Source organism: Wenyingzhuangia gracilariae (assembly GCF_056387575.1).
In genome coordinates this window covers 869193-891301 of the sequence record NZ_CM150748.1, presented here as the reverse complement: position 1 = coordinate 891301, position 22109 = coordinate 869193, and the positions used below count along the sequence as shown (strand labels likewise).

15 protein-coding genes and 1 tRNA gene are annotated in these 22109 nt (G+C 31.8%); 6 read left to right on the top strand and 10 right to left on the bottom strand.

The genetic code is table 11. The annotated features are described in order from the left end of the window. Positions 1 to 5: 5 nt before the first annotated feature. From ACY2IJ_RS03800 to ACY2IJ_RS03775, 6 genes are all read right to left on the bottom strand, one after another. Positions 6 to 1169, bottom strand: a complete 1164-nt coding sequence (locus ACY2IJ_RS03800; RefSeq protein ID WP_476725833.1) for an MFS transporter — start codon at positions 1167 to 1169, stop codon at positions 6 to 8. Positions 1170 to 1320: 151 nt separating this feature from the next. Beyond that, positions 1321 to 2334, bottom strand: a complete 1014-nt coding sequence (locus ACY2IJ_RS03795; protein ID WP_476725832.1) for an AraC family transcriptional regulator — start codon at positions 2332 to 2334, stop codon at positions 1321 to 1323. 206 nt (positions 2335 to 2540) lie between these two features. Continuing rightward, positions 2541 to 4004, bottom strand: coding sequence for a magnesium chelatase (locus ACY2IJ_RS03790; RefSeq protein WP_476726534.1), 1464 nt, complete (start codon positions 4002 to 4004; stop codon positions 2541 to 2543). A 1-nt stretch (position 4005) separates the two neighbouring features. Continuing rightward, positions 4006 to 5136, bottom strand: a complete 1131-nt coding sequence (locus ACY2IJ_RS03785; protein WP_476725831.1) for a vWA domain-containing protein — start codon at positions 5134 to 5136, stop codon at positions 4006 to 4008. Between the two features lie 95 nt (positions 5137 to 5231). After that, the gene (locus ACY2IJ_RS03780; RefSeq protein WP_476725830.1) at positions 5232 to 5936 is read right to left on the bottom strand and encodes a hypothetical protein; all 705 of its coding nucleotides are present in this window, start codon (positions 5934 to 5936) and stop codon (positions 5232 to 5234) included. 33 nt (positions 5937 to 5969) lie between these two features. Continuing rightward, a complete protein-coding gene (locus ACY2IJ_RS03775; RefSeq protein ID WP_476725829.1) occupies positions 5970 to 6959 on the bottom strand; it encodes a Gfo/Idh/MocA family protein in 990 nt (329 codons plus the stop codon). Between the two features lie 113 nt (positions 6960 to 7072). Between ACY2IJ_RS03775 and ACY2IJ_RS03770 the strand changes: the two genes are divergently transcribed. Both ACY2IJ_RS03770 and ACY2IJ_RS03765 read left to right on the top strand, forming a co-directional pair. After that, positions 7073 to 7156: transfer RNA gene (locus ACY2IJ_RS03770), tRNA-Ser, on the top strand. 314 nt (positions 7157 to 7470) lie between these two features. Continuing rightward, positions 7471 to 8934 carry a potassium/proton antiporter gene (locus tag ACY2IJ_RS03765; protein ID WP_476725828.1) on the top strand — a complete coding sequence of 488 codons (1464 nt, stop codon included), beginning with the start codon at positions 7471 to 7473 and terminating at the stop codon, positions 8932 to 8934. Positions 8935 to 8938: 4 nt separating this feature from the next. On the opposite strand, the gene ACY2IJ_RS03760 is transcribed toward ACY2IJ_RS03765, so the two are convergent. Then, positions 8939 to 10336, bottom strand: coding sequence for a sulfatase-like hydrolase/transferase (locus tag ACY2IJ_RS03760; protein ID WP_476725827.1), 1398 nt, complete (start codon positions 10334 to 10336; stop codon positions 8939 to 8941). A gap of 90 nt (positions 10337 to 10426) precedes the next feature. Here ACY2IJ_RS03760 and ACY2IJ_RS03755 point away from each other — a divergent pair, with 90 nt between their 5' ends. Beyond that, a complete protein-coding gene (locus tag ACY2IJ_RS03755) occupies positions 10427 to 13330 on the top strand; it encodes an FAD-binding and (Fe-S)-binding domain-containing protein (RefSeq protein WP_476726533.1) in 2904 nt (967 codons plus the stop codon). A gap of 10 nt (positions 13331 to 13340) precedes the next feature. Here ACY2IJ_RS03755 and ACY2IJ_RS03750 read toward each other — a convergent pair whose 3' ends face one another. The 3 genes from ACY2IJ_RS03750 to ACY2IJ_RS03740 all read right to left on the bottom strand — a co-directional run bounded on the left by ACY2IJ_RS03750 (position 13341) and on the right by ACY2IJ_RS03740 (position 17213). Beyond that, the gene (locus tag ACY2IJ_RS03750; RefSeq protein ID WP_476725826.1) at positions 13341 to 13715 is read right to left on the bottom strand and encodes a response regulator; all 375 of its coding nucleotides are present in this window, start codon (positions 13713 to 13715) and stop codon (positions 13341 to 13343) included. After that, on the bottom strand, positions 13712 to 15832 hold the full coding sequence (locus ACY2IJ_RS03745; RefSeq protein WP_476725825.1) for an ATP-binding protein: 2121 nt from the start codon (positions 15830 to 15832) through the stop codon (positions 13712 to 13714). The genes ACY2IJ_RS03750 and ACY2IJ_RS03745 overlap by 4 nt, the downstream gene beginning before the upstream one ends. A gap of 247 nt (positions 15833 to 16079) precedes the next feature. After that, on the bottom strand, positions 16080 to 17213 hold the full coding sequence (locus tag ACY2IJ_RS03740; protein ID WP_476725824.1) for a cysteine desulfurase family protein: 1134 nt from the start codon (positions 17211 to 17213) through the stop codon (positions 16080 to 16082). Positions 17214 to 17404: 191 nt separating this feature from the next. Between ACY2IJ_RS03740 and lon the strand changes: the two genes are divergently transcribed. The 3 genes from lon (at position 17405) to ACY2IJ_RS03725 (ending at position 22035) form a co-directional block, all read left to right on the top strand. Then, positions 17405 to 19864: an endopeptidase La gene (gene lon / locus ACY2IJ_RS03735; protein ID WP_476725823.1), complete on the top strand. Its 2460-nt coding sequence runs from the start codon at positions 17405 to 17407 to the stop codon at positions 19862 to 19864. 141 nt (positions 19865 to 20005) lie between these two features. Then, a complete protein-coding gene (locus tag ACY2IJ_RS03730; RefSeq protein ID WP_476725822.1) occupies positions 20006 to 21097 on the top strand; it encodes a DUF748 domain-containing protein in 1092 nt (363 codons plus the stop codon). A 116-nt stretch (positions 21098 to 21213) separates the two neighbouring features. Beyond that, positions 21214 to 22035, top strand: coding sequence for an AraC family transcriptional regulator (locus tag ACY2IJ_RS03725; RefSeq protein ID WP_476725821.1), 822 nt, complete (start codon positions 21214 to 21216; stop codon positions 22033 to 22035). Positions 22036 to 22109 lie beyond the last annotated feature (74 nt).

Genomic DNA, 22109 nt, shown 5'->3' with positions numbered 1-22109 from the left:
TGTATTTATGCTTTGCTTGTCTTTTTCATGTATATATTTAAGCCTATAAATGCTACAATTAAAATTGCAGGTAAAATAGACATGGTTCTTAAGGCTTCGGCAGCATTGGCATTGTCCATTAATTTACCCATAATAGGCAAAACTAAAGAAACCGAAAACATTCCAGCCCCTCCCATAATAGACAATCCTAAAGCACCTGTTTGTGGTAAATATTCTGCAACAAAACCTAACATGGTTGGCCAAAAAAAAGTAACTCCTACAGCAAATACAGCTGCAGCAACAAAAGTCATACCTCCTGTTGTAATGGTTAATAACCAAAGACCAATTAAAGTAAATATTGCTGAATATAAAAGCATTCCAGCTGGTTTTAGTTTGTGAACAACTTGTCCTGCAGACAATCTACCCAAAGCCATAATTCCGTTAATAAATGCCAAAACCAATAAAGGTGATGATACAGATGTTTTTAATAAAGATTCTATTCTTTGTGTAGTTCCTAATTCTGATGCAGCTGTTAAAAACATACACAATACCATAAAGATAAATAAAGGTTTGGTTACACTTGCAATCATTTGTTTGTTGCTAATTCCTAATTTAACACGTTCTGTAACGGGAATTTCTTGTCCAAAAAATAGTATTCCATATAGTGCTAAAGGGATGAATAAAGTGGCTACCATTAATTGCCAATCCATTCCTAATACATCCATGATAAACCAGCCCATTAAAGAGCCAATTACAATTCCACCAGGAAACCATACGTGAAATCTGTTTAGCATTTTGGTTTTTTGATCTGAATACATAGAGGCAATCAACGGATTTAAGGCTGCTTCTACCATACCGTTACCTATACCAATAAATAAAGTTGCTAAAAATAGAGAAGTCATAGAATCTGCCATAATAGTCCATACAATACCAATAGCATGCGTTACAAAAGCCATCCAAGTTATTTTTTTGATTCCTAATAAATCTACTAGAGGTCCTCCAAATATCATGGCTAAGGTAAATCCAAAAAAAGCAGGGGTAAAAGCGTATCCTATTTGTTCTAAAGTTAATCCTATTCCTTCAGGTCCAAACACAGTTTCTAACCTTGCTCTAATTGCAAAAGTCATAGCCGTAGTAATTAAAGCTAGACAGCTAGCAATAAACAATCTATTTTTATTTGAATTTTTCATTTAATGTAATTATAAGTTTATAAATCAGTAAGTTTTTTAGTGTAATGTTGTTGGTTTTGTGAATTATTTACAAAACAATGTTATTGATTGATAAATATATATAATTACAAGCTAGGGTTTGTTTATAATTTTTCAGTGAAGAAAAATATACTTATTGGTGTTCTTGGATGCGAAATTCGTTAGGAGTACAGTTTTCGTGTTTTTTAAAAACGGTAGCAAAATACTGACTAGTAGTAAATCCGCACATGTAAGCAATTTCTGAAATTGAAAGATGTTGATTGCTTAGAAGTAATAGTTTAGATTTTTCTATGCGCTTGTAAGCCAAGTATTGCATAGGGGTTAAATTGGTTATTTGTTTGCAATGATGTGTGAACCTTGTGAGCCCAACTCCTGCAGAGTCTGCCATAGATTGTATGGTCCAGTTTTCGGAAATATTGTTGTCTAACTCTTTTAAAAAAAACTTGACACTTCTAGAGCTGTCTGTTAAAGATTCGTTTAAAATAATTTTTTCTTCGTTTAAACTATCTAACAAGAGTAAAAGAAGTTGATTGATTAAGACTCTGATTTTTGAAGCATTGTTGTTGTTGATGTCTTCATCTACAGCTTTTCCAATTTTGTAAAAACAATCTTTGTATTCATTGTTTGTTTTTATAATAGATTTTTCATTTTGTCTTAATAAAATGGTTAATCTTTCTAGGTCTTGTGGAGTAATGTTAATCCAGTTTGGCCAAACCCAAGGCTGGTGAGGTCTTCTTACTCCTAAATCAATAATAATCCAATAAAATTTCCCAATTCCTATATTAGGGTTTCCTACTTTATGTGCTTCCCAAGGTCTGGTAATGGTAAGTGTATTGGGTTCTAAAATAACTTCTTTGTTTTCTTGAGCATAGGGCATGGAACCAGATTCTAGAAAATGAAATTCTATTCCCTCATTTCTGTGCCAGTCTAATCCCCAATCTTGCGGTGTGTTGGCATCCCAATAGCCAATACTGTTTAGACCTAAGGTGTTTTCGTTTAAACGATCTCCAGGATAGGAATGACGAGCTAACGCTTTGAATTTTACTTTTTTTCTTTCATGCGCATCTGTTAAAGGTAAACAGGTGTCTGCATGGTATACAATTCCTTCAGCAGCTTGAAAAGGTTCAATATTTATAGATTCTTTCATAACATTTGAATGGTTTCTGTTGTTGTTTAAAGGTGTATATTATTTTTCAATGGCAAATAATATACGTTTTGTGAAAAATCGTATTTTTTAGCGTTGTTCTGTATTTTGTGGTTAGTGTTAGCAAATATATAACTCAATAGTTTATTTTTTAAGAATAAATTAAAAAAAAAGCAATTATTTGTTTTCAAAAAGTAGCTTGTAAAGTTTTAAATTCCATCAATAAAGTTTTCAAAAGTGTCTTTAAACTTGTAACCTTCTTCTAAATCTACCTTGCTTAATTTGTTAAATTCTACCAATGCCCATAAAACAAATTCTTTAAAAAAGTAACTGTCTTCTTGCGATGTGTTTGGTTGATATTCTTGAATAAAATCAGAAAGAGGTTCTATATAATTTAATTGTTGTTGGTATTCTTTGTTTGTAAGATTGTTGGCTAGTTCAAAATTGGTTCCTTCTATAAACCATTTGATGATTTCATCATACGGAGTGGTTGCGTTTTTTCTAACCAGTTTTTCTATGGCAGGAAAATAAGTAGGGAATAAGGTTTTTATAGCACTGTTGATTAAATTTTCTGCTACAGAAGCAGCACCTTCTTGTTCTCCCTCATAGACCAATTCTATTTTTCCGTTAATGGCAGGAATAATTCCCATAAAATCACTTAAACGAACACTTGTTTTTTTATCTCCAGAACTTAACATTCTTAACTCTGCAGTACTCATTAAATTTTCGTAAGCAGATATGCTTAAACGAGCACTAACTCCACTTTTTACATCTACAAACTCACTATCTCTAGCTTCAAAACCAATTTGTTCTAAAATGTTTTTTGCCAATTCTGGAACGTAAATGTTTTTAGCTTGATTTTTCTCTAATTTGGCCTCTTGTTGTGTAATAGTTTTGGCAATTTCTATATTCTCTGGATAATGGGTCAAAATTTGAGAACCAATTCTATCTTTTAAAGGAGTAATAATGCTTCCTCTGTTGGTATAATCTTCTGGATTGGCAGTAAATACAAATTGCATATCTAAGTCAAAACGCAATTTAAATCCACGAATTTGTATATCACCTTCTTGTAAAATATTAAACAAAGCAACTTGTATTCTAGCTTGTAAATCGGGCAATTCGTTAATTACAAATATGCATCTGTTAGCTCTTGGAATCATTCCGTAATGAATTACTCTATCATCTGCATAAGATAGTTTTAAATTTGCTGCTTTTATAGGATCTATATCTCCAATAATATCGGCAACCGTTACATCTGGAGTGGCTAATTTTTCTGCAAAACGTTCTGAACGATGCAGCCAAGTAATGGGAGTGTCATCACCTTGTTCGGCAATAATTTCTTTGGCAAAACGAGAAATAGGTTGTAAAGGATCATCGTTAATTTCGGAACCTGCTATTACTGGAATGTACTCATCTAACAAATGAACCATTTGTCTAGCCAAACGTGTTTTTGCTTGTCCTCTTAACCCTAATAAGTTGATGTTGTGTTTGGATAAAATAGCTCTTTCAAGTTGAGGAATTACTGTTTTTTCGTATCCATGAACTCCTGTAAAAGTATTTTTTTTTGACTTTTTTAGTTGAATCAAATTGGTTCTTAATTCTTCTTTAATACTTTTAGGTGTATATCCTGATGCTTTTAAAGCTCCTAAAGTTTTAATGTTTGTGTGTTCCATGTTATCCTTTAATTCTTTTTTTTCTGTTTTGTTCATAATCTTCAAAAATCATTTCTCCCAAACCTTTTAAACCGGTGTAAAAAGCTTTTCCTTGATTGGCTTGTGTAAAGGCTCTTACAAACTGCATTAAATAAGGGTCTTGAGCAATCATAAATGTAGTAATGGGAATATGTAATTTACGAGCTTGGCTAGCTTTGTCGTAACACTTGTTTACAATGTGCTGGTCTAAACCATTACTGTTTTTGTAATAACGACCGTCTGGCAAACGCAAACAACTTGGTTTTCCATCGGTAATCATAAAAATTTGTTTGTTGGTGTTTTTCTTTCGTCTTAATAAATCCATAGCCAATTCTAGGCCAGCAACTGTATTTGTGTGGTAAGGACCAACTTGCAAATAAGGGAGTTCCTGAATGGAAATTCGCCAAGAATCGTTTCCAAAAACAATAATGTCTAAAGTGTCTTTAGGGTAGCGAGTTGTGATAAGTTCTGCCAAAGCCATAGCTACTTTTTTGGCAGGAGTAATCCTATCTTCTCCATACAAAATCATACTATGACTAATGTCTATCATTAACACAGTACTCATTTGAGATTTGTGAGTGGTTTCATTTACCACCAAATCATCTTCGGTCAATTGAAAACCATTGCGAATTCCATTGTTTACTTGAGCATTTTTAATACTCTCGGTCATAGATACATTGTCTAAACCATCTCCAAATTGATAGGCCCTGGTTTCTCCGGTAACATCATCACCTGTTCCTATTTTTTTGGTACTATGATTCCCGGATCCTGATTTTTTTAATTTTCCAAAAATCTGATTTAAGGCACGTTGTCGAATGGCACGTTCTGTTTTGGCTGTAATTCCAGTTCCCGAATTTCCATCGGGTTTTATGCGTTCTTGTATAAAACCCTTGTCAAATAAATCGCGTTTAAAATCTTCTAATGTATATTCTGGAGTGGTTAGCTCGTAAGTTTTGTCTAGTTCTTCTAGCCAATTTAAAGCTTCATCTACATCACCAGAAGTGTGTGTAATTAATTCTTTAAAGATGTCTAACAGCTTGTCAAAAATAGAAAGTTCAGGAGCTTCATATTTTTTAAAAACAAAACCTGTGTATGATGAATCTCTTTTGTTCATAAGCTATTGTATAAGGTTACTACTAATTTACAGTATTTGAATTAGTTTAAGCTTAGTCGTAAAAGGATGCTGGTTATTAATATTTATTTTAAATATTACAATTCTGTAAATATACGATCATTAAATTCTTGTAGAACAATTACATTTTTAGGTCCAAAATCACTTCTGTTAAAAGATAACAATACGTTGTTTAATTTTTGATAATTGTCCCAAGGTTTGGTAAATTTAGGTTGATTGTCTGAATACTTAGAAAAGAAAGACCATTGCTTAATAAGGTTGTCTTTATTATCTATATACACATAATATTTGTTATTTGGGGTTACACCAACATTCTCGAAGGTCATTTGTAAAACATCTGCTTTGTGACCGTTTTCTAAGGTTGTTTTTTCTATATGCTTTAAAGTGACTCCTGGGTCTAATAACTTCCAAGGCATGGTTAGCCAATAAGAATCATTAATCCACCATTTTTTAGCTTGTTTTAAAAGTTTTTTGGCTTCTTTTTCATCTGTAATCAATTCTTTGTTTTTAAAAGCCTTTCCCTGATTGTTGTTAATGTTTACCAAAATAACCAATTCGTCTTTTGGAGATTCTACACGAACATCACCTGTCCATTTATTCCAGTGCAGAGTTCTTTTTCCAAAATCCCATTTTAAATAATGTACATTGTTCCAGTTTTCTACACCTCCCATGCTTTCCATTACTTTGTGAGCAATTTTTACAGCTTCTGCATCGCTTTGAGCAAAGGTGTTACAGGTTAAAATAAGGGCAATAAAAAAGGTAAAAATAGATTTGATCTTCATTTTGTTGATTTTTTTAAGTGTTAAAGGTATCAATTATGATACCAATCCGCTAATTTGTTCTAACCAATAATTGGTTTTTGCTCCTGTTTTACCAGTGCTGTAGGTTTGTTTGGTTTTGGTGATTAAATCTTTAACAATAGAAGTTATTAAAGGTTGTTGTACGTGTTCTGGATAGGGTATATCAAATTCTTGTTGGCTTCCGTCAGCAAGGGTTAAAACAACTGGATTGTCATTAAAACAGGTCATTTTAATATTTCCTTTGGTTCCGTTTATAATTAGCTCATCACGTCTGGTAGATATACCATTGTTAAAAGCCCAAAAACAAGTTCCTACCACATGATTTTTAAATAAAATGTTGGCAGCAACCACATCGTTAGATTTGTATATTTTAGATTGATTGATCGCTAGTCCTTGTACATGTTCAATATCTCCAATTAAAAATTCTAATATGTTTAGTTGATGAGAACCCAAATCATAAAAATAACCGTCACCCGCTAGTTTAGGATCTACTCTCCAGTTACGAGTATCGTAGTTGTCGTCTTTAACATCTAAAGGTTTTGTGAGGTTTAACTGTACGTTTAATAAAGTTCCTATAGTTCCGTTACAAATTAGTTCTTTTACTTTTAAAAAGTTAGGCAAACACGTTCTGTAGTATGCAATGTACAAAGGCAGTTTTTTTGCTTTGAATGCTTTTTCTATTTCAACACACTCTTGATGGGTAATTGCCATTGGTTTTTCTATATAACAAGCCTTACCTGCTTGGGCTACTTTTAAAGCATAGGCTTTGTGGTATTTTGGAGGAGTGGCAATATAAATAGCATTAATGTCTGGATGATTAATGATGTCATCAGCATTGTTTGACCATTCTTCTATGCCATGTCTTTTGGCATAGTCTTTAGCTTTATCTAAATCTCTACGCATTACAGCAATTACGGTAGAGTTTGGGATTTTATACATTGCAGGAGCACTTTTAACTTCGCAAACATTTCCTACTCCAATAATTCCCCAGTTTACTTGTTTCATAATTTGGTGGTATTTACAGACTAAAAATACAGATTTAAAAGGATTTTTAGTAAAGAAAAATAAGAAGTTATATAGAATAACTAAAATACATTTTGTTTATTTGCAAACCCAATAGAGAGGTGCCAGAGTGGTAATGGAGCAGCCTGGAAAGCTGTGGTCGAGAAATCGGCTCCAGGGTTCGAATCCCTGTCTCTCTGCAATTGTTAAACACCTACTTTTTTAAGTAGGTGTTTTTTGTTTTAAATCACGTTTTTTTAAAAACCAAAGATCAAATTATAGTTAATAGATTAAATGTTGGTATAAAACACTTTAAATAACAAGATGACTGTTTTTGTAATTTGAGAATCTAACCTTAGGAATTGTATATTTTTGATTGGAGTTTTAGCTTAAATTATTTCAATAAAATGTTAAAAGAATGTTTGTCAAATTCCTAATTTATTTCTCTATTTTTAAAATTAAAATAGGAGTAAAGTTTTAGATAAAATAGTTTGTCATAATATAAATATCACTTATGAATTTAACCATTGAGAATATTCTTTTAATAGGTTCCTTATTGTTGTTTATTAGCATTGTTGTAGGGAAAACATCGTATAAGTTTGGAGTCCCTACCTTGTTATTGTTTTTAAGCATAGGAATGTTGGCCGGTTCTGATGGTGTTGGTGGTATTCAATTTGATGATCCTAAAATAACTCAGTTTATAGGAATTGTATCTTTAAATTTTATTTTGTTTTCTGGAGGGTTAGATACCAACTGGAATACTGTAAAACCTATTTTAAAAGAAGGAATTGTATTATCTACCTTAGGAGTGTTGTTAACAGCTGTTTGCTTGGGAACGTTTGTTTGGTGGATTACCAATTTTACAATTTATGAAAGCATGCTTTTGGGATCTATAGTGTCTTCTACAGATGCTGCAGCTGTTTTCTCTATTTTACGATCTAAAAACTTGGCTTTAAAAACCAATTTACGACCTACTCTTGAGTTGGAAAGTGGTAGTAATGACCCTATGGCTTATGTGCTTACCATTGCTTTTTTAAGTTTGGTGGTCAATCAAAATCAAAGTGTTTTAACTATAATACCCATGTTTTTACAACAAATGTTGTTAGGAGCAGCTTTGGGGTTTGGGTTTGGAAAGTTGAGTAAATATATTATTAACAAAATAAAATTAGATTTTGAAGGGTTGTACCCTGTTTTGGTTATAGCATTAATGTTTATTACCTTTTCTGCAACAGATTTTGTGGGAGGAAATGGGTTTTTAGCCATTTATATTTGTTCTGTTTATTTAGGGAACCAAAACTTAATTCATAAAAAAACCATATTAAAAGTATACGATGGATTTGCGTGGTTAATGCAAATAGTATTATTCCTTACATTAGGTTTGTTGGTGTTTCCTACAAGAGTAATTCCTATTTTTGGTATTGGATTGATGATTTCTTTATTCTTGATTATTGTAGCTCGTCCGTTAAGTGTATTTCTTAGTTTAAGTTTTTTTAAAATGAACAACAAAAGAAGAGCGTATATTTCTTGGGTTGGATTAAGAGGAGGGGTGCCTATTGTATTTGCAACTTATCCGTTGTTGGCTGGTATAGAAAAGGCCGACATGATGTTTAATATTGTCTTCTTTATTTCGGTTACTTCAGTTATTATTCAAGGGACTACGCTTTCTGTAGTTGCTAAATGGTTAGATGTTGTGTTGCCTAGTGGAGAAAAAAGACCACATCCTACAGATTTGTTGTTAAAAGACAATCCTAAAACGGTAATGCAAGAAATAGAAATAGAATTTGATCATTATGCAGTTGACAAAAAAATAGTGGATTTAGGATTTCCAAAACACGCTATTATTGCTATGATTAAACGTGACGATTCTTATATTACTCCCAATGGTGCTACAGTTATTTTAGGAGGAGATGTATTGATTGTTTTTGCAGAAAAACAAGTAGCTATTGATGAGGTGAATGAAAAGTTAAAAGGAAAATAATTTTTTAGTTAATTTCTTTTATTCTTAGGTATTCTGCTTGTAAATTATGCAAAGCAGTTTGTTCTTCGGTGCTTAAATCTCCATCATATAGGTTTATAGTTTCTGAATAATCAGTAATAACATTGTATAAATAATGTTCATCATCATCTTTGTTATAAACGTATTTGTAAGTAGAATTTCTAAGGGTATAGCCACCAAAAGCAGGACCATTGTTTAATCCTTCTGCAAATAAATAATTTCTAGTATGAATTGTTTTTTGGCTTAGTAAATTTTTAAAAGAAATACTTTCTGTAGTGTTTACATTGTTCAATCCACACAAATCGGCAATTGTAGCAAATAAATCTGTAGTTTGTATCAAAGCTTCCTCACTTTGGTTTTGTCTAGTTACATTAGCACCCGCCACTATTAAAGGAACATTTATGCCACCGTTGTATAAAGATCCTTTGGCTTTAGTTCTGCTAAAAGGAGTTTGAGCTACTTGAGCAGGAGTACCATTATCTCCCACAAAAATAATAGTGGTATTTGCTAGTTGTGCCTTAGGAATGTTTTTTAACAGTCGTCCTATTTCGGTATCCATAGCTTCTAACATTTGTAAATACATGTCTAATGTATTAGTTCCTGTGTGGGTATAAAGAGAGCTGTCTTTGGGGGTGTGGAATGTAGCATGTGCTGCGTTATAGGCCAACCAACAAAACCAAGGTTGTGTTTGCTCATTAATCCAATTTATAGCATAATCTGTATAAGCAGTTGTTCCGTAGTAGTTGCTAATTGTAGTGGTGGTTCCATCTTCGTGTAAATCCCAATGATAATAATCTGTTAAACCTCCTCGGGTGTTTCCTTTGTAGTAATCAATACCTAAGTTTTCTGGATCTGTAGAATTTGTAGACAAATGCCATTTTCCTAGCAAAGCAGTTGTATATGCAGTTGTTCCTTGGTTGTTAATGTAAGATTGTAAAATGGTTTCGTTGCTTTTGATATCATCTCCAGGAGATAATAAATTAACAGTTTTTGCATGTTTACCAGTAAGAATGGTTGCCCTTGTAGGAGTACATCTTGGGTAAGACCAAGTGTTTTGAAAACGAACGCCCAAACTCATCAATTTGTTTAAGTTAGGCATGTTAGGTTTGGTAGTGTTTAATTGTGTCGCATAAGGAGTTACATCCATTCCCATATCATCAGCAATCATTAATAAAACATTTGGAGTTGTTACATTTTGATTGAAAAAGAGATCATCAGTAGCATTCTCAAAAAAATCTTCTTTGCTATCAGAGGTATCGTTTGTTAATAAATGTTTGTTTTTATTACAAGCAGTTGTGATAAAAATTAAATAACAAGTAGTAAGAGTTGAAATTATTAATTGAATCAGAATTTTTAGATGCTTTTTGTACAAGTTTATAATCATAGCAAAAGGTGTTTCTATTAAAACAATTTAGATTTATTTTACCCTACTTAAAAACATAAAAATAATTGCAAATCACTATTTTTGATAGCTATGGTAAAAGCATTAAAAACACTAGACAATCAATTAGAAGGGAGTTTAAAAACAGATGCATTGCACAAAGGAATTTATGCAACAGATGCTTCTGTATATAGAAAAATACCTTTGGGGGTTGCTTTTCCAAAATCTACAGCAGATTTAAAAATGTTGATTGCTTTTGCCAATCAGCAAAAAATAAGTTTGGTGCCAAGAACCGCAGGAACTTCTTTAGCAGGACAATGTGTGGGTGAGGGTTTGATTGTAGATGTTTCTAAACATTTTACTCAGATAATTGCTTATAACCAAGAACAAGCTCAAATTACAGTACAGCCTGGTGTAATTCGTGATGATTTAAACCGTTATGTACAAGCCGATGGATTGTTTTTTGGTCCAAATACATCTACTGCCAATAGATGTATGATAGGAGGAATGGTTGGGAACAATAGTTCTGGAACAACCTCTATTCGTTATGGGGTTACACGTGATAAAATTATCAGTTTACAAACTTTGTTAAGTGATGGAAGTGAAGTGGTTTTTAAAGCAGTAACTGTTGATGAATTTTTAGAAAAATCAACCCTAACAACTTTAGAAGGAAAAATATACAAACAAATTTTAACAACTTTTTCTAAAGAGGCTGTTCAGCAAGAAATTGTAAAAGAATTTCCTAAACCAGACATTCACAGAAGAAATACCGGTTATGCTATAGACGAGTTGTTAAAGTTTGAATTGTTTGGAGGAACAGAAAAGACCATTAACCTAGCAAAAGTATTGTGTGGAAGCGAAGGAACTTTGGCTTTTACCACAGAAATTACCTTACAGTTAGATAAAATTCCGCCTGTACATAATATTATGATTGCTTCTCATTTTGATAGCATTCAATCTTGTATGGAATCGGTAGTGGTGGCTATGCAACATCAATTGTACAATTGTGAGTTGATGGATAAATTGATTTTAGATTGTACCAAAACAATACGTTCCCAACAAGAAAATAGAAGCTTTTTGGTTGGCGATCCTGCTGCGGTGTTAATGTTAGAAGTAGCAGGAACTTCTATGATAGATGCCCAGCAACAAGCAAATGCTTTGATTGCAGATTTAGAAGCACATCAATTTGGTTATGCACACCCCAAAGTAACGGGAACAAAAATTAACGGAATTCATGAGTTGCGTAAAGCAGGTTTGGGGGCTTTGGGAAATTTAGTGGGCGATAAAAAAGCAGTAGCTTGTATAGAAGACACCGCGGTAAGTTTGGAAGATTTACCCAACTTTATTGCCGATTTTTCTAAAATGATGAAAGATTATAAGCAAGAAGCCGTGTATTATGCACATGCAGGAGCAGGGGAAATTCACTTACGTCCTATTTTAAATTTAAAAGTAAAATCGGATGTTGTTTTGTTTAGAGAAATTACCACCAGTGTGGCCAAGTTGGTTAAGAAATACAAAGGGTCTTTAAGTGGTGAGCATGGAGATGGAATTGTACGTGCCGAATTTATTCCGATGATGATAGGAGCTAAAAACTATCAGTTGTTAAAAGAATTTAAAGAACTTTTTGATCCGAATTATATTTTTAACCAAGGGAAAATCATCAATCCTTATAAAATGGATGAAAATTTAAGGTATGAAGTTGACAGAACTGAACCCAACATCTCAACCTTATTTGATTTTTCTGAAAATGAAGGAGTTTTAAAATTGGCTGAGCAATGTAACGGTTCTGGAGATTGTAGAAAATCTGTAGCAGCAGGAGGAACCATGTGTCCTAGTTACAGAGCTACCAAAAACGAAAAAGATACTACCAGAGCAAGAGCCAATGCATTAAGAGAAGTGTTGACCAACAATACAGCTAAAAATAAATTTGATAGTAAAACCTTAAAAGAGGTTTTTGATTTGTGTATTGGTTGTAAGGCTTGTGCAAGTGAATGTCCTAGTAGTGTAGATGTGGCCACGTTAAAGGCTGAGTTTTTATACCAATACCAAGAAGCAAATCAGTATTCGTTCCGAAATAAATTGTTTGCTAAAATTATAGATGTGAACCAAAAACTGGCTGTTTTTGCAGGTTTGGTTAATATGTTTAGCAATACGGTATTGGCTAAAAAACTATTAGGAGTGAGTTTAGAACGTAGTTTACCTAGTTTGCAACGAGAAACGTTAGCGGAGTGGATAGAAAACAATCTAGCAGCTTTGCAGGTGAAGAATCCTATTAAAAAAATCTACTTTTTTAAAGATGAATTTACCAATTTCTACGATGTGCAAATTGGGGTTGATGCTTTAGAGTTGTTAACTCGTTTGCAGTATCAATGTGTGTTTTTAGAGCATGAACAAAGTGGAAGAAGTTACATTTCTAAAGGTTTTTTAAAAGAAGCTAAAAAAGTAGCTCAAAGAAACATAACGGTATTTGCTCCTATAGTTTCGGCAGAAAGTCCGTTGGTGGGTATAGAGCCTTCTGCTATTCTATCTTTTAGAGATGAGTATATTCGATTAGCAAACAATAAGCAAGAAGCTAAAAACTTAGCAAAAAACACGTTTACCATAGAGGAGTTTATTGCCAATGAAATAGCCTTAAAAAATATAGATTCAAAGCTGTTTCATACCAATAAAAGAGATGTTAAAATACATGTTCATTGTCATCAGAAGGCATTGAGTAACAGCAAACATACGTTTGATATGTTGAATGTAATCCCCAATTACAACGTTACCATTTTAAACACCGGTTGTTGTGGTATGGCAGGTTCTTTTGGTTATGAGCAAGAACACTATAAGGTAAGTATGCAAATGGGAGAAGATACATTGTTTCCTAAAATACGAAATGCAGCTCAAAACACCATAATTGTAGCATCAGGAACCAGTTGCAGGCATCAAATTAAAGATGGAACACAACAAGACAGTTTGCATGCTGTAACGGTATTAAGAAATGCATTGCTGTAGAAAAATCATTTTATTTACAGCAAATAGCTTCTTCTATTTTTGCGTGTATTTTTTTTATTTCAAAAGGTTTTCTAAAATATTCTAAAATCAAACCAGAGTTTAGAGCTTCTCTTATTTCTTCTGTAATTTCAAAACCAGTAAGAATAAAAAACTTTTTATTAGGGTATTTAGCTTTGGCCTTGGTTATAAATTCAATACCATTCATTCCTGGCATTTTCATATCACTAATTATAACTAGGGTATCTGTGTTTTCATCAAGAACTTTTAGTCCTTCAAACCCATCTATAGCTACTAATACATGGTAGTGTTCACTAAAGTTTTTTTCAAAAAGTAATAAGTTGATTTTTTCATCATCTACATATAAAATTTTATTTTTTGTAGTCATAGTTCATTTTTTAGGGGCAATATTATGGTGGTTTTGGTTCCTTTATTTAATTTAGATTCAAAATTTAAGTGACCATTGTGGTTTTGTATTATTGTATAAGCAATAGAAAGTCCTAGACCTGTACCTTTTCCAGGGTCTTTTGTGGTAAAGAAAGGTTCAATAATTTTAGGGATATCTTCTTTTTTTATTCCACAACCAGTATCTGTAATCTCAATAGAAATAGAGTGGTTGTTTTTTTTAGTTAAAATAGTAATTTTTCCTTTTTTAGAAATAGCTTGTATTGCATTGGAAATAATATTTATAAATACTTGGTGTAGTTTGTTAGATTTTCCTTGAATGATTAGTTTTTGGGAATCATATTTTTTTTCTACTACAATATTGGAATTGGCTTGATTTGCTAGAATAGCTAAACAATTGTCTAGAATAGAGTGTACATCACAATGATGGTCTACAATACCATTGTCGCTACTAAGTTGATTCAATCCTTTTACAATTAAAGAAATTCTTTTAATAGCAGTTTTAGTGCTTTGCAAGAATAAAGTTGTTGTTTCTTCATCTTGACTACCATATTTGTTAAAATAGTTTTCAAGTCCATAATGGACTCCTGTAAGGTATTGTAAAGGATTGTTAATTTCGTGAGAAACCCCAGAGGTTAACACACCTAAAGAAGCCATTTTTTCTGAAGATACCAAACGAGATTGCGTTTCTTTTAAGGTTGATAAAGTGGACTCAACTTCTTCTTTTTGAAGTTTTAACTCTTTGTATAATTCTTTTAATTCGTTGTTTGCTAGTTCTAAATCATCGGTACGTTTGTTTACAAGGTTTTCTAAGTTTAATTTATTGTTTTCTAGTTGCTTTTCATATTTTTTTATTTCAGTAATATCAAACATAGCACCTCCAATAGCGCTGTTATTATAGGAAGTGTTTATTTTAAACTTTAAGTCTTTTAACCATTTTTTTTCTCCATTAATATGTGTTGAAAACACCAATTCTAAAGATTCTTTTTTACCCGATAATATTTCATTATCGGCATTCTTAATCATAGTGGCTGTTTTTTTATCAAAAATATTGGTAGAAGATAGCAGCTCCTGATTTTTTCTATTTTGATATAAGTAGTTTAAAGAATGGTCTTTAATATAAGCATACATTGGAGTGTTTTCCATAAAACTATGAAACCTATCGTTGCTTTCTTTTAGTAATATTTCTGCTTTTTTTCTTTTACTTTCTTCTTTTAAAACATTTCTAACCTTTACTAAAGAATAAATGTAGTAACCTACAATAGCAAATAACAGAAAAAGAATTAAAATCAATCTATTTCTAAATTCAGATAGAGCAGAATAAACTTCGCTTTCTTGGTAGGAAATTAAGATGGTCCAAAATGTATTTCCTTGTGGAACGTGGTAATATACAACATACATTTCTTCTGCATTTTGGTTGCTAAAATGTAAAGAACCTTGATGGGTGCTTTTTCCTGTTCCACTTTTGTATTTTTCTATTTCGGAAAGCATTTTTAGAGTGTTCTCATCACTATTGGTAGTTTCTATAATAGATTTTCCTTGATGACTTTCTATAGGGCAGTATATTTCTTTATTGTTTTCTGTAATTAGCCAGGCAAGTCCTTTTTTATTAGATTTAATATTGTCTAAAAATAAATCTCCCATTTTATCTATAGGAATTAAAATGGCTAAGCTACCTACGGTTTTTTTGTTGTCAAGAATAGGAACGTGCATGGCTATGGCATAATATCCTTGAACACTTTTAAAAACATCACTAATAGTGGGTTTGCTAGTTGTTAAAACTTCTTTAACGTGTTTTTGGTTAGAAATATTTTGACCTATTACAGATTTGTTATAAGGATGAGTGTACAAAATGTTTCCTGTTGCATCTACCCTTGTAATTGCCTTTATGGTGTTTTTATGGGTTTCATAAAAATAGCGCATAGAGGTTTTACCTTCATTAGAAAAGTTGATGATATTTTTCTGTGTAGCAATGTAAGAAAGGTTGGATTGATAGTTATTCCAAAATGAAGAAATACCCTCTGAAGCTGTTTTGGCTAAAATTAATTGTTCTCTGTTAAATTCACGAATTGTATTTTTTTTAACATCATTATATAACAAATAAAAAGTTATAGAGAATAAGCTGACGATAAAAAAAATAAAAACGGATCTATTGATAAATTTAGTCGTAAAAAATTTACGAAATAGCTCTTTCATTAGGGGTAAACAATTTCTAATAAATTTACTAAAAACAGTGGTATAACAATGGTAAAAACAATATTAATAAAAACAATGTTTTAATAAAGCCCTTTTTTTTGTTAAACAACGGTTAAGAATAAAATATAAAATACAAAGTATTTAGTAAAAATTACTGTATCAATTCCGATAAAATAGTTACGACATAATCTATGTCTTTTTGAGTAGTAAGCTTAGAAAAAGAAAAACGAACAGAGGTGTTTTGTTGTTCAGTTTGGTTTAAAAAACTTTGCAATACATGAGATCCTTTGTGTGCCCCACTTTGGCAAGCAGAACCACCAGAAACGGCCACACCTTTTAAATCTAGCTGGAAAAGAAGCATTGGAAAATCTTTGTGAAAGCGAACATTTACAACGGTATGTGTACTTAGCGTTAGGTGGTTAGACACACCATTAAAACAAACGTTAGGAATTTTGGTTTCTAATTGTTGAATAAAGTATTGTTTGGTGTTTTTTAAATAAGCAACATCATCTTCTAAATTTCTTAAACACAAGGTTAAGGCAGTTTGCATTCCAATTATAGCAGAAGTGTTTTCGGTTCCGGCACGAGTACCACGCTCTTGTTCTCCTCCTAAAATTTCGGGTTGAATGGCAGTTCCTTTTCTAAAAAAAGCAAATCCTATTCCTTTAGGACCATGAAATTTATGAGCAGAAGCAGCTATAAAATCAATATCAAGCAAAGACAAATCAATGTTAAAATGTCCAATAGATTGTACAGTATCGCTATGAAATAAAACTTTATATTTTTGTTTCAAAGCAATCACTTTTTCTAAATCTAGAATGGTACCAATTTCATTATTAACATGCATTAAAGAAATTAATGTATTGTCAGAATTTTTAATTAAAATTTCTTCTAGATGTTGGTAATCAATAGTTCCGTTTGCTAAAGTAGCAACATAAGAAATTTCAATTCCTTTTTTAGCTAAAAATTCTACAGTATGCAATACCGCATGATGTTCTATTTTAGAAGTAATAATATGGGTTATACCCAAATGATTTACTGCGTTTTTTAAAATCAAATTATCAGCTTCTGTACCTCCAGATGTAAATACAATTTCGGAAGTAGTACATTGTAAATGTTTGGCAATTTGTTTACGAGCATTTTCTATAGTTGCCTTGGCATTACGACCATAAGCATGTGTAGATGACGGATTTCCAAAAGAAGTATTCATGGTATGAACCATGGCATCTACAACTTCAGGAAGTAACGGGGTAGTGGCTGCGTTGTCTAAATAAACTCGTTTCATGGTTGCAAAAATAAGCTTAATCAATTTAAATAACTAACTACAATTTACAATTTGTCAGTTTTGTAGCTATGGCATTATACTTGACTTATTTATGCTTAGTGATTTATAAACACTTGTTTTTCTTTACATTTGCATTTTATGGCAGTTTAAAGAATACTTACACAGTGTCATATTGACAATATATAGAACTTATGAGCAAATATAAAAACATAAAAATAGACACATTGTCTATGCATAGTATGATTGATGAGGATTCTGATTTAATTCCTTTATTAAGTCCAGAAGACGAAGAGGAAATGAACAAAGAATTGGTGCCAGAAACATTGCCAATTTTGCCTTTAAGAAATACTGTTTTATTTCCAGGAGTAGTTATTCCTATTACCGCAACAAGAGACAGGGCTATTGCTTTGATAAAAGAAGTAAACAAAGGAGATAAAACGTTAGGAATTGTAGCTCAAAAAGATCCATCAAATAAAAATCCTAGTTTTGATGAGGTGTACCATACCGGAGTTGTTGCTCAAATATTACGAGTTTTAAAAATGCCCGATGGAAATACCACAGTTATTATTCAAGGAAAAAAGCGTATAAAATTAGAAAATGCTGTTCAAGAAGAACCCTTTATTAAGGCAACAGCTATAGAGGTAGTAGATGATTTGTTTGTAGAAAATACAGAGGAGTTTAATGAAATAATACAAACAGTTAAAGACACAGCTTTAAACGTAATAGAAGAAAACCCTAACATACCTACTGAGGGGACTTTTGCAATAAAAAATATACAGAGCAATTCTTTTTTAATCAATTTTATTTCTTCAAACATAGACTTGTCTGTTGAAGAAAAACAAGAGTTGTTAGAAATTAATAGTTTAAAAGATAGAGCTATTGCTACCTTAAAAAAGTTGAATGTAGAGTTGCAACGTTTAGAGTTGCGTAACGACATTCAAAATAAAACTAGAATAGATTTAGACCAGCAACAACGTGAATATTACTTGCATCAGCAGTTAAAAACCATTCAAGAAGAGTTAGGAGGAAATTCACACGAAGCCGAAATTCAAGAATTGATTAACAAATCTAAAAAGAAAAAGTGGTCTAAAGAGGTAAAAGAAACGTTTGAGAAAGAAGTGGCAAGAATGAAACGTCTGAATCCTCAAATGCCAGAATACTCTATACAAAGAAACTATTTAGAGTTGATATTAGATTTGCCATGGAATACTTATACCAAAGATAAATTCAACTTAAAACAAGCACAAGAAGTTTTAGAACGAGATCATTTTGGGTTGGAAAAAGTAAAAGATAGAATCATAGAACATTTGGCAGTATTAAAGCTAAAAGGAGATATGAAATCTCCAATTATTTGTTTGTATGGACCTCCAGGAGTTGGTAAAACTTCTTTAGGAAAATCTATAGCAGAAGCATTGGATAGAAAATATGTGAGAATGGCTTTGGGTGGTTTGCGTGATGAGTCTGAAATTAGAGGACACCGTAAAACATACATTGGTGCCATGCCAGGTAGATTGATTCAGAATATTAAAAAAGCAGGAACGAACAATCCCGTTTTTGTGTTAGATGAAATAGATAAAATGGCTGCAGGAATGCAAGGAGATCCTGCATCTGCTATGTTAGAAGTTTTGGATCCTGAGCAAAATTCTGAGTTTTACGATAACTTTTTAGAAATTGGTTACGATTTGTCTAAAGTAATGTTTATTGCTACAGCAAATAATGTGGGAGATATTCCGTGGGCATTAAGAGACCGTATGGAAATGATTAACGTATCTGGTTACACCATTGAAGAAAAAATGGAAATAGCCAAGAGACACTTGTTACCTAAGCAATTAAAAGAACACGGATTAAAAGCGAGTCACTTAAAAATAGGAAAGGCACAATTAGAATTAATTGTAACAGGATATACTAGAGAATCTGGAGTTCGTAATTTAGAAAAAGTAATTGCCAAATTGGTTCGTTTTGCAGCAAAATCTATTGCCATGGAAGAGGAATACGAAGTTGTGTTAACAAACGATCAAATTAAAACCATTCTAGGTCCTGCCAGAATGGAGCGAGACAAATACGAAAATAATGATGTAGCTGGTGTTGTTACAGGTTTGGCTTGGACAAGTGTTGGTGGAGATATTTTGTTTATAGAATCTATTTTGTCTAAAGGAAAAGGATTGTCTATTACAGGGAATTTAGGAAATGTAATGAAAGAATCTGCAACCATTGCCTTGGAATATATTAAAGCCAATGCAGATGTTTTTGGAGTAAAACAAAAAATGTTAGATGAGCACAAAGTACACATTCACGTACCCGAAGGTGCAACTCCTAAAGATGGACCAAGTGCAGGTATTACAATGTTAACTTCTTTAGTTTCTACATTTACACAACGCAAAGTAAAAGCTAAAATAGCCATGACAGGGGAAATTACCTTGCGTGGTAAAGTATTGCCGGTAGGTGGAATTAAAGAAAAAATATTAGCTGCTAAAAGAGCCAATATTAAAGAAATTATTTTGTGTGAAGCTAATAGAAAAGATATTGAAGAAATAAAAGAATCTTATTTAAAAGGATTAAAGTTTCATTACGTTACAGAAATGAAAGAAGTGATAGATATTGCTTTGACCAAACAAAAGGTTAAAAAAACAGTTGTAAAAGCAGAGGCTTAAACAATATTATTTTTCATAAAAAAGGTCAGCTAAGTAGCTGACCTTTTTTTGTGGAGTTGATGCAAATCAAAACAGAAGTTGATAAGGCTTGCTTAAAGAATAGGAGCTAAGGAGTAAATTTAGCTTTTAAATAAATACTTTATGTCTAGTCAACCCTTTTACAAAAAGAAAAGAATTGTTTTTCCAATTTTAATTATAGTGTTGTTAATTTCTTTAAGAATAGCACTTCCTTATGTAGCTAAAAATTATATCAATAACGTTTTAGCCAATAGTATTCCTGGTTATACGGGTTCTGTAGAAAATGTAGGAATTTCTCTATACAGGGGAGCTTATCAATTAAATGGTTTTGTATTAAAAAGTACCAAATCAAACTCGGAACGTCCTTTTTTAGATTTGCCAGAAAACGACATTTCTATTCACTGGAAAGCTTTACTGCATGGTAAAATTGTGGCCGAAGTAATTTTAAATCAGCCTAAGATTAACATTGTAAAAGAAGATCAAGAAAAGCAACCCGCAACAGAAGTTGATGAAGAGGATTGGACCAAGGCTTTAACAAGTATTATTCCTATAGACATTAACCGATTAAACATATCTAAAGGAACCATTACTTTTGCAGAACTAACTTCAAATCCTACAATTGATTTGCATATAGATAACATAGAGTTGTTAGCCACCAACCTAAGAAATGTAGTTAATGGTACCGGTAAATTACCTTCTACCTTAACAGTTACAGGAACTTCTATCGGAAACGGAAACTTAAAAATAAAAGGAGGTTTAGATTTGATTAAAGAAATTCCCGATGTAGATATTGCTATGGAATTTACCGATATAGATTTAACAGCTTTTAACGATTTTACCCAACACTATGCAAATATTGATTTTGAAAAAGGAAATTTAAACCTGTACAGCGAAATAGTTATTGCAGATAGTTATTTAAAAGGATACATGAAACCTTTAATCAAACAAACAAAATTGATTGGAGAAGAGGATTCCTTTTTAAATTCTATATGGGAAGGTTTTGTAGGCTTTGTGCAATTTGTTTTTAGAAATCAAAGTAATAAAGTAGTGGCTTCTAAAATTCCTTTGGAGGGAGATTTAAGCAATGTAAACACACAAGTTTGGCAAACAGTAGGAAACATTATTCGCAATGCTTGGATAGAAGCTTTTAAAAATAAAGTAGATAATACGATTGATTATAAAGAAGTGATTCAAGAAAGTAGTAAAACTAGATAAGAATATAGTGAATAGTTAGATTAAACCTTTATACGTTTGTGCTGTCTTATTTTTCAAAGTTTTATAAAAAACTTTTATTTATTTTATAAATAGATATTGCATAAAACAAACAGCTATTGAATTCTTCCATTACTACATACAACAAAATTACAGCCATAGAGAATATTAAAATAGAACCTTTTGATGTTCGTAAAAGATACACTAAGCCTCATAGACACAATAAATACTTAGAGTTGATTTATTTTACCAAAGGAACGGGGTATCATCATATGGATTTAAACAGTTATAGCATTCAACCACCCGTTGTTTTTTTAGTAAGTAAAGAAGAAGTGCATCATTGGGAAATTACTACAGAACCTAAAGGTTATGTGATTATTATAAAAGAAGAGTTTTTAGAAAAAACTTTAGACAAGCACATTAATACACAGTTGTACAAATTAGGAGAACATCAAAAAATAGATCTTTTACAAAAAGACAAAACAATCAATCATCTTTTTAAACTATTAACCAAAGAAATTAAACAACCTACAACACCCATAGAGGTAATTGAAGGAATGATAAAATCTTTATTTGCTAAAATTCTAACACATACTACATCTATACAAAAAAAAGAGCTAGGTACAGAAGATAAGTTTACACAGTTTGTTAATTTATTAAGCGAAACGTTGGTGAACAATGTATCTTATTATGCTAATTTGTTAAATGTATCTTCTCAAAATTTAAATCAACTATGTAAAAAAAAGCAAGGGAAAACCGCTTCGCAAATTATAGCAGATTATATGGTTCAGGAAATTAAACGATTGTTAATTTATACAGATAAATCTGTAGGTGAAATTGCTTATGATTTACAATTTAAAGACGTTTCTCATTTTGTAAAGTACTTTAAAAGACATACAAATTTAACTCCATTACAATTTAAAAACACATCTACAATATAATTATACCATAGCTTTTACAAATAAACCATGTTTTAGAACTTATTGTACTGTAATATTGTAGTAAATTTTTTAGA